Raw genomic sequence first — 16,327 nt, 5'->3', positions numbered from 1 at the left:
GAGGAGGTCGCCGTCCGCCGCGCGGGGAGGGTCCGCGGGCGCAGCGTCAGCCGGCGAAGCGCTCGAGGAGCTCCCGATAGCGCGCCGCGGTCCGCTCGACGATCTCGGCGGGCAGGACGGGCGGAGTGCCCGTCTTGTCCCAGTTCGCCGCCAGCCAGTCGCGCACGATCTGCTTGTCGAAGCTGCGCCCCCGGATGCCGTCGTGCCACTCGGCCGCGTCCCAGTACCGGCTGGAGTCGCTCGTCAGAACCTCGTCGGCCAACAGGGTCGACCCGGTCGCCGGGTCGGCGCCGAACTCGAACTTGGTGTCGGCGAGGATCACGCCGTGCGACTCGGCGATCTCCGATGCGGCCGCGAACACCTCGAGTGACAGGCGGCGCAACTCCTCCGCCCGCTCCTGTCCCACGAGCTCCACGGTGCGCTCGAACGGGATGTTCTCGTCGTGCTCGCCCTGCGGGGCCTTGTAGGCAGGGGTGTAGATCGGCGCGGGCAGCCGGTCCCCGTCGGTGAGGCCCGCCGGCAGGGGGACGCCGCACACACTCTGCGTCTCGCGGTACTCCGCCCAGCCGCTGCCGGTCAGGTAGCCCCGGACCACGCACTCGATCGGGTACATGTCTAGCGCCCGCACGAGCATCGCGCGGCCGTCCACCTCCGCGGGAACCTCCTGCGGGGCGACCAGGTGGTTGGGGACCGCCAGCCGGTCGAACCACCACCGGCTCAGCCTGGTGAGGAGCTCGCCCTTGCCGGGAATGCCCGGCTCGAGGACGTGGTCGAAGGCGCTCACCCGATCGGTGGCGACCACGAGCATCCGGTCGCCGGCGCCGCCCGCCGGGCGGTACAGCTCGCGGACCTTGCCCGAGTAGACGTGCTCCCAGCCGTCGAGTTGGAGAACCCCGCCGGCGGCGCCGTCGGCCGAGGTGCTCACCGGGCCACCCGATCGGCGATGTCGGTGCGGTACTGGCCGCCCTCGAGATCCAGGGCGTCGACGGCGGCGTAGACGCGCGAGCGCGCCTCCCGGAAGTCGTCCGCCAGAGCGACGACCGTGACCACCCGGCCTCCGGAGGCGAGCATCGTCCCGTCCTCGCGGGTGCGCGTCGCGGCGTGGTCGATGCGGACTTCCGGAACGGTCTGCGCGTCCCCGAAGCCGTAGATCGGGCGGCCCGGGACAGGTGCGTCCGGGTAGCCCTCGCTTGCCAGGACCACGCCGACGGCGGCTCGATCGGCGAACGCGGGCCACTCGCGGCCGCCCAGCTCGCCGCTCGCCGCCGCGAACAGCAGCCCGGGCAGCGGAGTCACGAGCCGAGGCAGGACCACCTGCGTCTCCGGGTCGCCGAACCGCGCATTGAACTCGATCACCCGGATGCGGTCGCCGTCCACGATGAGGCCGCAGTACAGGAGGCCGAGGAAGGGAGTGTCCTCGTGCTCCAGCTGGCGGACCACCGGCTCCGCGATCGTCTCCAGGACGCTCTGCACGAACGCCCGCTCGCTGCCGAAGGCCTCCGCGAGCCAGGGAAGGGGCGAGTAGGCGCCCATGCCGCCGGTGTTGGGGCCCTCGTCGCCGTCGAGGAGCCGCTTGTAGTCCTGCGCGGGGGAGAGGGGAGCACGGTGTGGCCGTCGGAGAGGAAGAAGAGCGACACCTCATCGCCGGTCAGGTGCTCCTCGACCAGCACGGCGCCCTGCTCGATGTAGCGGGTCGCGTGCGCGAGAGCGGCGGCGCGGTCCTCGGTGACGAGCACGCCCTTCCCGGCCGCCAGACCGTCGGCCTTCACGACGTAGGGCGCGCCGAGCTCGTCGAGCGCGGCCTCCGCCTCGGCCAGGGTCCCGGCGCGGATCGCGCGCCCGGTCGGGACGCCCGCCTCCGCCATGATCCGCTTCGCGAACGCCTTGCTGCCCTCGAGCTGTGCGGCCGCGCGGCCGGGCCCGAACACCGGGATCCCGCGCTCGCGGAGGGCGTCGGCGACGCCGGCGATGAGCGGCGCCTCGGGCCCGATGACGACCAGATCGACCGGATTCGCCTGCACCCACTCGGCGACCGCTTCCGGATCGGCGATGTCGCCGACTGCCACGAGGGGCGCGCTCTCCGCGATGCCGGCGTTCCCGGGGGCCACGAGCACATCCGGGCGGTCGGGGGCGGCGAGGAGGGCATCGACGATGGCGTGCTCGCGCGCGCCGGAACCGAGGACGAGGATCCGCACCCGCCCAGGCTATCGGCGGCGCAGGTGCGCGAGCGCGTCGCATCCGTGCGGACGCGTCGCAGCGGTGCGCGGTTGCGATCCGTCAGGAGCGTTGCGACACGCGGGGTACCGTGGAGGGGTGGCACGGGCACGGATCGGCGCGGAGGTGGGCGAGCCCGCCGTCGTCACCGCGCTGCGCGGAGGCGCACCGCGCACCGCGGTCGCGACCGCCGTCCGGTACAGCCTCCAGCTGCTGGCCGAGCGGGCCGAGGGGAACACCGTCGAGGTGCGCGTTCCGCCGTTCGGGGCCGTGCAGTGCATCCCCGGGCCACGGCACACCCGCGGAACCCCGCCCAACGTGATCGAGACCGACGCCGACACCTGGCTGGCGCTCGCCTCCGGCAGCGTCACGTGGACCGAGGCGCTCGCCGCCCACCGCGTGCAGGCGTCCGGCCAGCGCGCCGACCTCACCGGGCATGTGCCCCTCCCGCCCATCGCCCTGCTGCGGGGACGCGCGTGAGCGTGCCGAGCGGAGCACCCGAGCCGCTGCCCGAGACGCCGGCCGAGGTGCGCGTGCGGCGCTCGCCGAAGATCCTCCGCTTCCTGCTCACGGGCGCGCTCGTCGGGGCCGTCGCGGCGCTGATCCTCACGTTCGCCTTCCCGCCGAACACCCAGTACCCCGCATCGCAGGTGTTCGGCTTCCTCCTCCTGATCGGGGTCGCCATCGGGGCGGCGGTCGGCGGACTCATCGCGGTCTTCATCGACCGCGCGCTGCAGCGCCGGGCGCGCGTGGTCCCGGCGGTCGTCGAGGTCACCCCGCCGGCGCCTGCCGAACCCGACGCGGATCCCGAGGAGCAGGGTCCCGGGGGCTCCGCCACCCCTGCTGACCCGGTCGACCCCTCGGGATCACCGCGCCCCTGACCAAATCAAGGACACTCGCGGCAGAACGGGCTCGATTCCGCAGAGATCGGCCCCGAAACGGTCGTGTGTCCTTGATTTGGTCAGCTCCCGCGCCGGCCGCCCGGCGCCGCTAGCGTGTCCGCATGAGAAGCGGACGCGTCGAGGCCTTCAGCGACGGGGTCATCGCCATCCTGATCACCGTCATGGTGCTGGAGCTGCCCAAGCCGGAGGGCGTCACCTGGGAGGCGCTGCGCGAGGTGCTGCCGGTGCTCCTCGCCTACCTCCTGAGCTTCGTCTACCTCGGCATCTACTGGAACAACCACCACCACATGTTCCAGGCCATCTCGCGGGTCAGCGGCTCGGTGCTGTGGGCCAACCTGCACCTGCTGTTCTGGCTCTCCCTCGTCCCGTTCGCGACCGCCTGGATGAGCGAGAACGGCTTCGCGATGATCCCGACCGCGGTCTACGGCATCGTGCTGCTGGCCAACGGCATCGCCTACTTCCTCCTGCAGCGCCGGCTGCTGCGCGTGCAGGGCCCGAACTCGCGGCTGGCCGTCGCCATCGGCCGGGACCTGAAGGGGTGGAGCTCGCCGGGGCTCTACATCCTCGGAATCGCGCTGTCGTTCGTGAGCCCCTGGCTCGGACTCGCGGTGTACGTCTTCGTGGCGCTGATGTGGCTCGTCCCCGACCGACGGGTCGAGCGGCTGATCGAGCACGAGGCCGCGGAGAAGGCCGAGCGGAAGAGCCACGAGGGCGCCGCGTCGGCCTGACCCGTCCGCTCAGCTGAGCTGAGTGGCCTCGACCCAGCGGAGGTACTCCTCGGTGACCGTCCCGGTGACGTAGCGGCCGTCGAAGCAGCTCTTCTCGAGGTCCGTCACCCTCGAGCCCTGGACGATGGCGGACTGCATGTCGGCCACCTCCTGGTAGATGAGGTAGTCGGCGCCGATCTCCGTCGCGATCTCGGGGATCTTCTTCCCGTACGCGACCAGCTCCCGGCGCGAAGGCATGTTGATGCCGTACACGTGCGGGAAGCGGACGGGCGGAGCGGCGGAGGAGAAGGTCACCTTGTTCGCGCCGGCCGCGCGCGCCATGTCGACGATCTCCCGGGACGTCGTGCCGCGGACGATGGAGTCGTCCACGATGAGGATGTTCTTGCCGCGGAACTCGGAGCCCATCGCGTTGAGCTTTTGCCGCACCGACTTCTTGCGCTCGGCTTGGCCCGGCATGATGAACGTTCGCCCGACGTACCGGTTCTTGTAGAAGCCCTCGCGGTACTCGATTCCGAGCTTCTGCGCGACCTGCATGGCGGCGGGCCTGGACGAGTCGGGGATGGGCATGACCACGTCGATGTCGCCCATGGGCGTGTAGGCGGCGACCGTGTCGGCGAGCCGGTCGCCGAGCCGCAGCCGGGCCTCGTACACCGAGATGCCGTTCATGATCGAGTCGGGTCGGGCCAGGTACACGTACTCGAACGCGCACGGCACGAGCCGCGGGTTCGCGGCGCACTGGCGGGAGTGCATCTCGCCGCTGCGAGTGATGAACACCGCCTCACCGGGCTCGATGTCGCGGACAACCTCGTAGCCCTGGCTCTCGAGCGCGACCGTCTCCGACGCGACGATCCATTCGAAGCCGACGAAGCCGAGCGGCCGGCGGCCGAGCACCAGCGGGCGGATGCCGTACGGGTCGCGGAAGGCGAGGAGTCCGTGCCCGGCGATGAGCGCGATGCAGGCGTAGGACCCCTCCACCCGCTCGTGCACGCGGGAGACGCTCGTGAAGACCTGGTCCAGGTCGAGGTCGGTGCCGGAGATCTGCGCCTGCAGCTCGTTCGCGAGGATGTTGATGAGCAGCTCGGTGTCGCTCGTCGTGTTGAGGTGCCGGCGATCCACCCGGTACAGCTCGTCGGTGAGCTCACGCGTGTTGGTGAGGTTGCCGTTGTGCACGAGCACGATGCCGTACGGCGCGTTCACGTAGAACGGCTGCGTCTCCTCCTCGTTCCGCGCCGACCCCTTCGTGGCGTAGCGGACGTGCCCGAGACCCATGGTGCCCGGCAGGGCCCGCATGTCCCGCGTGCGGTACGCCTCGCGGACCTGGCCCGCCGCCTTCCGCATGTGCAGCGTGTTGCCGTCCGTCGTCGCGATGCCCGTCGAATCCTGCCCGCGGTGCTGCAGGAGGAGGAGGCTGTCGTAGACGAGCTGGTTGACGGGTTCGGAAGAGACGATGCCGACGATGCCGCACATAGGGGCATGGGCTCCAGACCGTAGAGTGGGGGCTTACCGGAGAAGTCTGCCATGCCTCGAACGGATGACCGAATGAGCACCAGCTACGCCGCTGCCGGAGTCGACACCGCGGCCGGCGACCGTGCGGTGGAGCTGATGCGGGCAGCGGTCGGCCGCACGCACGGACCCGAGGTCCTCGGCGGAGTCGGCGGCTTCGCCGGGCTCTTCGACGCGTCCGCGCTCCGCGACTACCGGCGACCCCTCCTCGCGACCGGCACGGACGGCGTGGGCACGAAGGTCGCGATCGCCCAGGCGATCGACAAGCACGACACGATCGGCCAGGACCTCGTCGGCATGATCGTCGACGACATCGTCGTCGTGGGCGCGAAGCCGCTGTTCCTCACCGACTACATTGCCTGCGGGCGGCTCGTCCCCGAGCGCATCGCCGAGATCGTGCGCGGCGTCGCGGTCGCCTGCGAGGCGACCGGCACGGCGCTGGTCGGCGGCGAGACCGCCGAGCACCCCGGTCTGATGGGACCCGACGACTACGACCTCGCGGGTGCCGCGGTGGGCGTCGTCGAGGCGGACGCGCTGCTCGGTCCCGACCGGGTGCGGGACGGCGACGCGATCCTCGCCCTCGCCTCCTCGGGTCTGCACAGCAACGGCTTCTCCTTGGTCCGGAAGATCCTCGCCGACAGGGGCCTCGGCTACGCGGACCGGCTGGACGAGCTGGACGGGCCGATCGGCCTCGCGCTGCTCGAGCCGACCCGGCTCTACGCCTCCGCGCTTCTCGCCCTCCTCGCCGACCCCATCGCGGGCGATTCCGTGCACGCCTTCAGCCACGTGACGGGCGGGGGCATCGCGGCGAACCTCGCCCGGGTCCTTCCTCGGGGCTCCTGGGCGGAGGTGGAGCGCGCCTCCTGGTCGCCGGACCCCGTGTTCCGCGTGCTCACGGAGCTCAGCGGCACCCGCCTCGAGGACCACGAAGGCACGTGGAACCTCGGGATCGGCATGTTCGCCGTGGTGGACGCCGACTCGGCGGGCACCGTCGCCGCCACCCTGGCCGCGCACGGGATCGAGGCGTGGCAGGCGGGAACCGTGTCGACCGCGTCGCGCCCGCTCGACGGATTCGAGCAGGGCGCCAAGGGCGTCGACGGCGGCGCCGTGCGCCTGACCGGCGCCTATTCCGCCTGAGCCTCCGTTCACGGAGTCCCCTCCCAAAGCCGTGCCTACCCGAGCAGGGGGAGCGCGACTGTGTAGCCGAGAGGAAGAGATCGGCGGAATCGCCTCTCCGCCGAACCGCCACGACACTGACTGCACCGGTCACCGGCTGCTTTTCAAACTGCAAAAACAGGTCGGCGCGCTCACGCAGGCGCAGCTAGCGCAGGGCAGGCACAGGACACGGGCCTTCATCCGATGAGGCTGAAGCGGGCTTCCGCGCCGAGACGGCTGACGTGTGGCCGGACCGGAGACCCTTCACCCGTTGACCGCTACCTCAGCCGTCGGTCAGCGGGACGGCGCAAACCCCGCCGTCGCGGAGCTCTTTAAAGCAGCTGCCCTTTCCCCGAAATGCAGTCCGCCATCTCGATGCCGACCTCGCGAACGACGGTGATTGGCCCGTCAGGCCGTCAACCGCACCTTCACAGCAGGGCGTTAGGACGAGGCTCGCTTGCGCGAGCCCAGCGCAAGCGACACCCCGCTTCCACCGCTCCAGCCCACCCTGCACACCGCCACGCAAAACGCGATCGACGACGCCACGCCCGAGTGCCTACGTGCATCTTCTCAAGTCTGTAAGTGCGGGCTCGTGCACGACGACGACTTGCGGGCTACATCGAGGGAGGCGCTACACCTGCATGAGGACGCCCGTCAACGAGCTCGAGAGCCGCTCGACAGCACCCGATCGCGTCGCCAGCGCCTTCATGTTGCGCCACAGTTCTGCGCGCGCTCCTGCCGCGTCGGTGCCCCAGAGGGTAGCAAGCCGGTCCTCGAGAGCTGCGGTGGCGCCCGGCACCCGCGCTCGGACCGATTTCGCGGGGAAGTCAGTCTCGGGCAGGACGCGGTCACGTGGCATCTGCGAGATTGCCTCGTCCGACATTGCGGTGTTCACAGAGAAGTACGCGCCAAGTGCAGCCGCGTGAGCGACCTCCTCAGCGGACGCCAAAAACCAGTGCAAGATGAAACCGGGATGCGGGTAAGTGGCCATGACGTCGAGCACCTCGCGCACACGCCCTGTCGAGTGCAGCGAAAGGAGCACTGGCTGGTCCGCGCATGCGGCAAGCACATCAGAAAGAATTTCGTGCTGCCGTGTGCGGGAACCACGTCTGTCTAGACCAATTTCGCCGACGAGCGCGAACCGCGGGAGCAGATACCTGAACTCGCGAGGGTCGTACTGTGATTGAGCCTCCGAGGACCCCGGGTGCACCCCCAGCCCCCACGTAAGTTTCGAATCTCTCCGCCTTGCGACCCTCGCGGCTTCCTTGAGCGTTCTCGTGACGGCAAGGACGTGGACTTCGCCGAGCGATTCGAGTTGTTTGGACGTGACGTCCGGGGCAACGTGGGCGTGGCAGTCGAGCGACGTCGCAGGTGTCATCACGGCCGTCATGGGAGGTCGAGCAGAGCGAGTTCGTTGAGGCCCCGTTTCACGAGATCCTCGACCCGATCAAGATCGATGTCGGCGGGCCAGGTCCCGGAATCAATCCCGTTGATATCCACCCCGATCTGAATGGCATATTTCACCGCCTCTATGTCGCCCCGCCTAGCATCGACGAGCCTGTCTAGATTGCTTCCTGTGAGCGATTGGAAAAGGTACTCACTGTGATCGACCGTTTCGGCCCTGACGAAAGTCGCGCGGCGAACCATGCACGGTACGCAGAGGCCGCAGTTCAAGTTGGGGGAACCTGTGAACCAATTGCCGCCGAGCTTGGAGCAGGAGATTGTCAGTCCGGCTGCCGCCTCCCACCCTGCTGGCGGCAATAGAGCGCGTACATGCAACATTGCTTCGCCCTTGGTCAGCCATTCGAAAGGGTTCGTGATGGCCACGTCGATCCCGAGCTCTCGGAGGATCTCCCCGAAGCGTCGGAAGGTGTCGGGGTGCGTCGATCGCGTCGAGAGGGCTCCACCCCTGTTCGGCCTCAGCGGGAGGTTGATGCTCGTGAAGCCGTTTTCAGGCACGACCAACTGGTTGGATCCGGTGCTCGCCGCTAGCGCAACCCCAAGGCTCATGAACATGAAGGCGCGGCTCCGACTGCTCGCCTCAAGGCGTCTTCCCGCCTGTGCTAGCTCAATTCGCTTGTATGACGGTGCAGGCGCGAACGCCTTACTCAGCCAGTCCCACACCGCACCCTGAGCCGCTCGAATGGACGTGGCCGAATCCTTGTGACCTAAGAAGCGGGGTGTGCCTCGTTCGCTCCCCAGGACGATGGCGCCTAGGAAGGAATCCAATCCGCCACTTAGCAGGCTCACCGGGCTGTGATCCGCTACGTCCAAGGGAGCTTCCCGAGGCGTGTCGGCACTGGCTATCGTCCGCAATGTCCAGACGTCGCCTGTTAGCCAGGCGAGGAGTTGTGCCACGGCGTAGACCACGTCTTCGGTCCATGAATCGGGTGCCAACACAGCGACAGTCAGCGTCATGTCTCTGCTGAATCGGGCACCCCGCGGCGTCAGGCGGTCAGCCATGTACGCCGCTCCTGCAAGGTGAACCAGATCGGCGACCTCAGCCGACACCCCGGACAACGGGCGCATGTCCCAGCCCAAGTCGGAGACAACGGAACCAGTGTGTCCGGGGTGAGAAGGCCACGACAGACGCGTCACGCCTACCTCTTCAGGAGCACCCGTCCCCTCCACCTGCACGCTGAAGTTTCCGGCAGCGCTCGTCATTGAGTCCCCCTCAACAGCCGCAGCACATCAGCGCTCATTTGGCGCGCTACCTGATGGAAGTCGCGGGTCGAAACTCTGCCGTACTGACCGAGATCGATCCCCTGGACCTTCGCGCTCACCCACTGCCGTAGGCCAGTCTCGCGTTGCTGCGCCTGCTTCGGCGAGACTGTCTTAGCGAGCACTTGGTCCCGGAGTTCTATGAGTCCAATCCGTACGGTCAATTCACTAATGAAATCCCTCAGGGCCTCCATGCCTGTCGGCCGAGCGCCATCGGTTCCGGCGGAGAGTAGCGCTTTGATCTGCTCGAGAGATGCTTGACGCATCGCCTGCTCGTCTGGGTGCCCCGCTTGCCCGATAGCCACGTCGAGGATCCGTGCGAAGCGCATCCGCGGTGAAAGGGCATCGAGTTCGTCCAGCGATAGACCGAAGTCAGCAAGACCCGCCACATCGCGATTGCGGTAGGCGACGGCGGCGCCAATTGCGTTACCTCCACGAGCCGCTTGCCCGGTGATCCGCCGACCAGCGCTGGCACGGCCGCTGCCACCACTGGCAGAGCCGCCGCCGCCTGAGGACCCGCCGCTTTGGCGACCTCTCCTCGGCGATGGCATCGTCTGTGCCCTCGGCACTGTTGGCACGTTGCGACGACGAGCATCGGGGTCCTCACCAATCAGGGCGTCAGCGATGGCGGAGATCAGCGAATCGTAGGCGGAGGGAGATTCGGCTGCAGCAGGGACGTCGGGGACAGCCGATGGGGGTGGCGCCTCTGTCGAGGCAGCACCGTCCCCGCCGGCGGATCCCATCGCTTCCCAGGCGGACCGCACCTTGTCCCAAGCGGCTGCGCCACTACCACCGAAAGCTCCGCTCGTACCCATTAGGCGGATCCCAGCTCCATCCGCACGGCCTCTCGAACCATCGGATCAATTCCCTCGGCGGTGGTCAGGCGCTCTAGTAGTGGGCGATAGCGATCACGATGTGCCGAAGCGTTCATGTGCACGACGGCGCCCGTGGTTATCCGACGGGTCGAGTCGGACGCGGCCCGCAAGACGACGTCAATAAGCGCAGGAGTTTGGTCGGCCCACTGAATGAGCGCCTGGAATAGAACGTCCAGATCGTCGAGCTGTCTCTCCTGTCGGACAGCGAGTTCCATCGCTGCCCGCTGTTCCGGCTCCGGCAGAACTAGAAGTTCCACCAGGGCCGCCTCCCGGGCCGGCCCACTCTTTCCAAGGAGCGCATCGATGAGCCGGATCACCGCATCGCTGCTCTCCTCGCCAGCGCGTACGTTCAGTAGCGACGCCGCAAGATTGAGATACAGAGCTAGATCGATGTCAGCTAGCGAGGGTCGGCTGGCCGCCCAGTGGCGCGTATCGTCCGAAACCTCCTCGGGGCGCGCCGCACCCTCGTCACCCCTGCCCCAAGCTTCCCACTCCTGCATCAGGGTGGCGCGCCTCGCCCGTGCCGCGCCCGCTAGTGCTTCGAAGGAATTGCGGTGGAGATCCTCGAGAAGGAGCATCTTCATAAGTACCGATGGTGCGATCTCCACCCCACGAGAATGGGAGACAATCGATCGTACGCCGAACGCATTCAGAAAGCGCTTGATCTGGCGCGGGTTCGCGAGGCGGTCGGCAGAGAGCCCCTGTGCGAGCTGGGCTGACAGGTCAAGGGTGTCCTGCGACGGCTTGCCACTGAGCGTTCCCAGGTCGGCAAGGAGTGGGACCGCACCGGCGCGTCGACGGGCCGCAACGTGCTCTGCTAGCCCCGCGAGCTGCGATGGGCCTGTCGCGTCGCCGCTCGCGAGGAGCAAACCGATGTAGGCCTCGGCGTCAGCCCCGGCCAGCCTCGGGAGCGTGACCGGAAGTTGGATGATCTTCTCGAGGTATCTAGTCGCAAAGGCACTGCTGCGGTTGGTGTCTCCCAACGTAGCGGCTATCGAATCCCGGACCATCTCCTGATCTGCTGCGATGACAAAAACCATCTTGGGCACGGCAAGGAACAATTTGATCGCCTCAAGAGTCGCCATGACTGCGGGGGCAGGCATCGATCGAGATCGTCCACGAGGACGACGACCCGTTCCACCCCCGGGAGTTCCTTCACCAGCGCACCAAAAGCATCCTTAAAGCCCGCCATTGACCGGTCATCTGATCGACCCCGAGGCTTGAAAGCAGCGAGCAACTCCTCGGCGTCCCAACTCATACTCAAGGCCCCTTTGCCCAGCGCTAGTCCGACGCGAGTCCAGCTGATCCGCTTGATGAGGTCAGCAACGCGCGCTGTGGCGGTGGCGTCAGCCGAAAAAGTCTCGCCTAGCTGATCAAGCACTTCGGCGACGAGTGCCCCTCTCACGTCGTCTTGGTTGTCGTACTGCCATGGGTCTGTGCGCACAACTATGTAACGCCCGTCAGTCCGCAAGCTCGATTCGAGGAGGTTCAGGACCGTTGACTTCCCCCGCCCCACGGACTGTGTATTCCAACCGCGAGAGGGTCCACCCGGGGCGTCCCGATGGCCTGGATCACTGGAGCCACCACAGCGTCAAAGCCAAGCAGATCGACGAGGCTCGGGTTGTCGTCCCAGAGTTGGAGGGAGGATCGGCTGTTCATGGCGTTCCCATCGTGTCGAGCTCGCGTTTCAGGCGGCGGCCCACTTGCCCTCAAGAAGCGCGTCGTGTGGCGCGGAGGCGTACCTGCCCAACGTCTGACCAGTTGCCGACGATAGCGCGTGCGAACACGGCGACAGAGAGACCATCGCGCTCTGCGTCAAACAGACTCGTCGTCGCGGCCTCATCCGTGCGGGGACCGGCCCGAAAGTGCACTCAACCCTGCGCTCTCGCCCTTGGAGCGAGGCGTCGGCGCTCGCCTGTTGGAAGCGGTTCGCGACGGGCCAGAGCGACAATGTCGAGCGACGTCGCTTAAGGAGCCGAGACAGCATGGAGCGGCCGCCCGTTGCTCTGGTGTGACTGGCGGCGCTGTAAGGCGAGCGGCGCGACCACCGCGATGGCGGAGACCATTCTCGCATCGGAAAGCGTGGGTTCGCCGCCGCGCCGACGGACGCGAGGTCCTACGCGCTCGCAGGAGGGCGAAGGTACCGATTCGCGGCGTACCCACAGGGTCTCCTGAGCCGGCGGCCGGCGCGTCGTCCCGGAGATGGATGTGGATCATCCGCAAGCACGACGCCGCCGGATCGGGCGCTTGCCACAGAGACGAGGAGGCGGCGCCCACCTCGCCGGTGAGCGCCGCCTCCTCAGGTTCGTCAGGCGGTCTGCGAGCGCTCGCCGCCGGCGTCGCCGTCGTCGCCGAACTCCGCCGCCCACTTGTCGTACTCGCTGCTCTCGCCGTGCGGCGAGTGCGCAGTGAGCTCGCGCTCGAGTGCGTCGTAGTTGGTCGCAGGGCTGAAGTACTTCAGCTCACGCGCCACCTTGGTGTGCTTTGCTTTCTGACGGCCGCGCCCCATATGCGTGACCCCCTCACCATTCTTCGGCCGGCGGGTCAGAGGCGCACGGCGGTACTCAACAGGGTTTGAAAACTGGGCGCTACTTTAGCACGCGGCCCATGAGGCACGATGGGCTCAGGTGTGGGAGGGTGAGAAGGCCGGAGGAGGGGATGTGCTGAACGAGTCCACTTCTGTCGTGATCGTCGGCGCCGGGCAGGCCGGACTCTCGGTCGCCTACTACCTGCAGCGGCTCGGCATGCGGCCGGGCACCGACTATCTGGTCCTGGACGGCGGGCCTCTGGCGGGCGGCGCCTGGCAGCACCGTTGGGAGTCGCTCCGGCTCGGCTCCGCGCATCGGGTCCATGACCTTCCCGGCATGAAAGCGGTCGGACTCAGCTTCGACACGGCCGACCGGACGCGTCCCGCGCGTGACGTCGTGGTCGAGTACTACGCGCAGTACGAGGCGTTCTACGACCTCCAGGTGCGCCGACCCGTGCAGGTGAGCGCGGTGTTCAACCGCGGCGCCGACCTCGTGGTGCGATCGGACCTCGGCGACATCACGACGCACGCCGTCGTCAACGCGACCGGCACCTGGGGCGCCCCGTTCGTCCCGTACTACCCCGGCGCCCAGCGCTTCCGCGGCCGCCAGGTGCACACGTCCACCTACCGCTCCGCCGAGGAGTTCCGCGGCCAGCACGTGCTCGTCGTGGGTGGCGGGACGTCCGCCATCGGCTTCCTGCTCGAGCTGGAGGGCGTCGCGGCATCGACCACCTGGGTCACCCGTCGTCCCGTCGACTTCCTGGACCACGGCACACTCGACCTCGAGGACGCCGTCACCGCGGTCGCCGCACAGGATGAGGCGGCGCGCACCGGCCGGGCGCTCCCGAGCATCGTCAGCGGCACGGGCGTGCCCAAGACCCGGCGCATCGCCGCCGGCATCGAGCGCGGCGTCCTGCGTGCCCTGCCCATGTTCGCGCGCATGGAGCAGCACGCGGCCGTCTGGCCGGACGGCACCCGCGAGCCGGTCGACGCGATCCTCTGGGCGACCGGGTTCCGCCCCGACGTGCGCCACCTGAGCCCGCTGCGCCTGCACGAGAAGGAAGGCGGCATCGTCGTCTCCACCGGCGCGGCCGAGCGCGATCCGCGCATATTCTTCGCCGGCTATGGACCGACCGCGAGCACCATCGGTGCCAACCGGTCGGGCCGGATCGTCGCGCGACAGGTGTTCTCCGCGGTGGGCGACCGCGTTCCCCGGCGCCGGCCGAGCCGCCGACCCAGACGGCTCCCGTGCCGCAGTCGCGCCGCTCGACCGACGCGGCGGCTGCCCCCGCCCCCAGCCGGGTCCGCCCACGGCTCCCATGCCGACGCGAGCGCGCGGCAGCTACCGTCCGCCGACAGGGGAGGTGCCCGTCATCTTCAAGGAGGACGACAAGGATGCGGTGTCGATCCTCGCGAGGTTCTTCGCCGACGAGTGACCCGCGGGGCTGACCCGCTCAGCGAGGCGCGCGCGGCCCTTCAGTGCATGGCCGTGATGGCCGCGTGCCCCTCCGTGCCCGTCGTGACGAGGAACGCCCGGCCGCCGAGCCGGAGTCCCTCGACCGAGATCCCCGAGACGGTCGCCGCCGGGAGGGGCCGCGTGCGCAGAGTGCCCGCGTCTCTGTCGGGCTCCACGCCGAGCAGGGCGGACAGCACCGCGACGGACGCCGTGGCGGACCAGGCCTGCGGTCGGCATGCCGCCGGGTAGGGGACGGGCCGAGCCGTGGTCGCCGCGGCATCGCCTGAGTGCAGCTCGGGCATGCGGTAGCCGAAGCCCTCCGCGGCCGCGAGCAGGCCCTCGGCGAGACCGGCGGCCTCCTCGCCGAATCCGTCGCGGGCGAGTCCGGTGATCGCGATTGCGGTGTCGTGCGCCCACACCGAGCCGCCGTGGTAGCTGAGCGGCCAGTAGCCGGCGGCCTCGGTCGACATCGTGCGCAGGCCGTACCCCGAGTTGAGCTCCGGGGAGACGAGGCGCTCGGCGACGAGGCGCGCCTCCTCCGGCTCCAGCAGACCCGTGCCCAGGAGGTGCCCGATGTTGCTGGTCAGCGAGTCGACGGGCCGCTTCTCGGCGTCCAGGGCGATGGCCGGGTAGCGGCCGCGCTCGTCCTCGACCCAGAAGGCCTCGGCGAAGCGCTCCTTGAGCCGCGCCGCCCAGGCCCGCCACTCCGCGCCGCCGGGACGCCCGAAGGTGTCGAGGAGATCGGCGCCTGAGCGGGCGGCCTCGTAGGCGTAGGCCTGCACCTCGCAGAGTGCGATGGGCCCCTCGGCGAGCCGGCCGTCGTTCCACTGCACGGAGTCGCCGGAGTCCTTCCAGCCCTGGTTCGCCAGTCCCCGGCCCGACTCGTCCACGTACTCGAGGAAGCCGTCCCCGTCGCTGTCGCCGTAGTCGCGCAGCCACGCCAGCGCGGCTTCCATGGCGGGGAGCAGCGGCTCCACGTCGGCGTCGGGCAGGCCCCAGCGCCAGGCGTCGGCGAGCAGGCACACCCAGAGGGCGGTGGCATCGACGGTGCCGTAGTAGAGCGGCGGGAGTTCGATCCCCTCGCCCGGGATCTCGAGAGTCGCGGAGCGCAGCTCGTGCATGATCTTGCCCGGCTGCTCCGCCGTGTCCGGGTCGGACTTCGTGCCCTGGAAGTCGGCGAGGACGCGCAGGGTGTCGCGGGCGGTGTCGGTGCCGAAGGGCAGCAGCATGCGCGCCGCCCAGATCGAGTCGCGGCCGAAGAGTGTGAAGAACCACGGGGCACCGGCGGCGAGGAACGCCGCGTCCGGCCGGGCGCGCGTGCTCATCCGCAGCGCCGCGAGGTCGCCCAGGGCGCCCTGCACCCAGCGCGTGAGCCGGATGTCGCCGGCGGCCAGCCGCGCCCCTGACCATTCCGCGGGTGCGGCGGGCGCCGTGACGACCGCGTCGCCGGTCTCCGCCTGCACGGTCAGCTCGAGGGTCACGGCGCCCTTCGCCGGCACGGTCACGTCCCACGTCAGCTCAGCGGCTCCGGTCGCAGCCTCGGCGACGGAAGCGCCCGGGGCGATCAGCTCGATCCTGACGTCCTGTGCGGTCCAGGCGAGGGTGCCGGGGCCAGCCGTCGCAGCGATCGCGGCCGCCGGCTCCCGAACGCCGGCTTTGACAGTGTGCATGGTGGCGAGGTCGGTGGACACCCGGACGACGACCCGCGAGGTCACCTCGTGCGCGAGCGTCGACTCGAGCACGAGGCGCTCGATCAGCCGGCCCGGAGCCACGGTTCTCCGGCGGATGAGCCGGATGCGGGGGTCCGCCGACCGGTCGTCCACGCCGCGGAGCAGCCCGACGAACTCTGCGGTGCCCGCGTCGGGCGTCGAGAAGGAGATCGGCTCGGGCGCGGCCCCACCCACGCGCACGACCAGCTCGGAGAGGATGCGGCGGTCGCCGTCGTAGAAGCCCTGGACGCCGCCGGCGATGTCGCCGCTCGACGCGCCCCACGCCTGGGATGGTGCGGCGAGCACGACGACAGCGTCGTGCAGCAGTGGCTGGAGTCCCTCGGTCCCGGACATCCGCTCCTCCTCGAATCGGCGCTGGCAAACGGCACGGTGCAATTGACACGTTGCCATGCCCGCGTAACATGACAAGCGTCATTTGAACGATCAAAGTCAATCACGGATCGATGGGTCGAGGTCGACGGCGAGGAAGCCGGAGCAGGGCGCGAGCCCCGCTTCACTCCCCGCCGCTCCAGCTCC

11 protein-coding genes and 3 pseudogenes are annotated in these 16,327 nt (G+C 69.2%); 5 read left to right on the top strand and 9 right to left on the bottom strand.

The window, feature by feature from the left end; all coding sequences use genetic code 11:
* Window positions 1-46: 46 nt before the first annotated feature.
* Together QUE51_RS05625 and purD are read right to left on the bottom strand one after the other, a co-directional pair.
* Window positions 47-925 (bottom strand): phosphoribosylaminoimidazolesuccinocarboxamide synthase, encoded by an 879-nt coding sequence (locus QUE51_RS05625; protein WP_286278623.1) that lies wholly within the window; start codon window positions 923-925, stop codon window positions 47-49.
* A pseudogene (gene purD / locus QUE51_RS05620) lies at window positions 922-2,195 on the bottom strand (phosphoribosylamine--glycine ligase). The gene QUE51_RS05625 and the pseudogene purD overlap by 4 nt, the downstream one beginning before the upstream one ends.
* Window positions 2,196-2,313: 118 nt before the next feature.
* Between purD and QUE51_RS05615 the strand changes: the two are divergent.
* The 3 genes from QUE51_RS05615 to QUE51_RS05605 all read left to right on the top strand — a co-directional run bounded on the left by QUE51_RS05615 (window position 2,314) and on the right by QUE51_RS05605 (window position 3,844).
* Window positions 2,314-2,694 (top strand): sterol carrier family protein, encoded by a 381-nt coding sequence (locus QUE51_RS05615; RefSeq protein ID WP_286278622.1) that lies wholly within the window; start codon window positions 2,314-2,316, stop codon window positions 2,692-2,694.
* Window positions 2,691-3,095 (top strand): hypothetical protein, encoded by a 405-nt coding sequence (locus QUE51_RS05610; protein WP_286278621.1) that lies wholly within the window; start codon window positions 2,691-2,693, stop codon window positions 3,093-3,095. Before QUE51_RS05615 ends, QUE51_RS05610 begins: the two co-directional genes overlap by 4 nt.
* Window positions 3,096-3,217: 122 nt before the next feature.
* On the top strand, window positions 3,218-3,844 hold the full coding sequence (locus tag QUE51_RS05605) for a TMEM175 family protein (RefSeq protein WP_286278620.1): 627 nt from the start codon (window positions 3,218-3,220) through the stop codon (window positions 3,842-3,844).
* A gap of 9 nt (window positions 3,845-3,853) precedes the next feature.
* On the opposite strand, the gene purF is transcribed toward QUE51_RS05605, so the two are convergent.
* On the bottom strand, window positions 3,854-5,311 hold the full coding sequence (gene purF, locus QUE51_RS05600) for an amidophosphoribosyltransferase (protein ID WP_286278619.1): 1,458 nt from the start codon (window positions 5,309-5,311) through the stop codon (window positions 3,854-3,856).
* Between the two features lie 72 nt (window positions 5,312-5,383).
* Here purF and purM point away from each other — a divergent pair, with 72 nt between their 5' ends.
* A complete protein-coding gene (gene purM, locus QUE51_RS05595; RefSeq protein WP_286278618.1) occupies window positions 5,384-6,484 on the top strand; it encodes a phosphoribosylformylglycinamidine cyclo-ligase in 1,101 nt (366 codons plus the stop codon).
* 649 nt (window positions 6,485-7,133) lie between these two features.
* Here purM and QUE51_RS05590 read toward each other — a convergent pair.
* The 5 genes and pseudogenes from QUE51_RS05590 to QUE51_RS05575 form a co-directional block, all read right to left on the bottom strand.
* On the bottom strand, window positions 7,134-7,880 hold the full coding sequence (locus QUE51_RS05590; protein WP_286279268.1) for a TatD family hydrolase: 747 nt from the start codon (window positions 7,878-7,880) through the stop codon (window positions 7,134-7,136).
* Window positions 7,881-7,888: 8 nt separating this feature from the next.
* The gene (locus QUE51_RS05585) at window positions 7,889-8,965 is read right to left on the bottom strand and encodes a queuosine biosynthesis protein queC (protein WP_286278617.1); all 1,077 of its coding nucleotides are present in this window, start codon (window positions 8,963-8,965) and stop codon (window positions 7,889-7,891) included.
* Window positions 8,966-9,162: 197 nt separating this feature from the next.
* A complete protein-coding gene (locus QUE51_RS18500; RefSeq protein WP_491562652.1) occupies window positions 9,163-9,774 on the bottom strand; it encodes a Qat anti-phage system associated protein QatB in 612 nt (203 codons plus the stop codon).
* 263 nt (window positions 9,775-10,037) lie between these two features.
* Window positions 10,038-11,614: pseudogene (locus QUE51_RS05580) on the bottom strand (KAP family P-loop NTPase fold protein).
* 792 nt (window positions 11,615-12,406) lie between these two features.
* On the bottom strand, window positions 12,407-12,607 hold the full coding sequence (locus QUE51_RS05575; RefSeq protein WP_286278616.1) for a DUF3073 domain-containing protein: 201 nt from the start codon (window positions 12,605-12,607) through the stop codon (window positions 12,407-12,409).
* A gap of 118 nt (window positions 12,608-12,725) precedes the next feature.
* Between QUE51_RS05575 and QUE51_RS05570 the strand changes: the two are divergent.
* Window positions 12,726-13,688, top strand: a pseudogene (locus tag QUE51_RS05570) (NAD(P)-binding domain-containing protein); the annotation flags it as partial.
* A gap of 413 nt (window positions 13,689-14,101) precedes the next feature.
* On the opposite strand, the gene QUE51_RS05565 reads toward QUE51_RS05570, so the two are convergent.
* Window positions 14,102-16,144: a glycogen debranching N-terminal domain-containing protein gene (locus tag QUE51_RS05565; RefSeq protein WP_286278615.1), complete on the bottom strand. Its 2,043-nt coding sequence runs from the start codon at window positions 16,142-16,144 to the stop codon at window positions 14,102-14,104.
* Between the last annotated feature and the right edge of the window lie 183 nt (window positions 16,145-16,327).

This window comes from Naasia aerilata, assembly GCF_030296595.1.
Lineage (GTDB): Bacteria > Actinomycetota > Actinomycetes > Actinomycetales > Microbacteriaceae > Naasia > Naasia aerilata.
Note: the sequence above shows the minus strand (reverse complement) of the source record. Positions and strands in the feature narration are given on the sequence as shown.

Excerpts from the sequence above, each read along its gene's own strand:
- purF (WP_286278619.1), bottom strand. The coding sequence starts at position 5,311 with ATGTGCGGCATCGTCGGCATCGTCTCTTCCGAACCCGTCAACCAGCTC.
- QUE51_RS05565 (WP_286278615.1), bottom strand. The coding sequence starts at position 16,144 with ATGTCCGGGACCGAGGGACTCCAGCCACTGCTGCACGACGCTGTCGTC.
- purM (WP_286278618.1), top strand. The coding sequence starts at position 5,384 with ATGAGCACCAGCTACGCCGCTGCCGGAGTCGACACCGCGGCCGGCGAC.
- QUE51_RS05585 (WP_286278617.1), bottom strand. The coding sequence starts at position 8,965 with ATGGCTGACCGCCTGACGCCGCGGGGTGCCCGATTCAGCAGAGACATG.
- QUE51_RS18500 (WP_491562652.1), bottom strand. The coding sequence starts at position 9,774 with ATGCCATCGCCGAGGAGAGGTCGCCAAAGCGGCGGGTCCTCAGGCGGC.
- QUE51_RS05605 (WP_286278620.1), top strand. The coding sequence starts at position 3,218 with ATGAGAAGCGGACGCGTCGAGGCCTTCAGCGACGGGGTCATCGCCATC.
- QUE51_RS05575 (WP_286278616.1), bottom strand. The coding sequence starts at position 12,607 with ATGGGGCGCGGCCGTCAGAAAGCAAAGCACACCAAGGTGGCGCGTGAG.
- QUE51_RS05590 (WP_286279268.1), bottom strand. The coding sequence starts at position 7,880 with ATGACACCTGCGACGTCGCTCGACTGCCACGCCCACGTTGCCCCGGAC.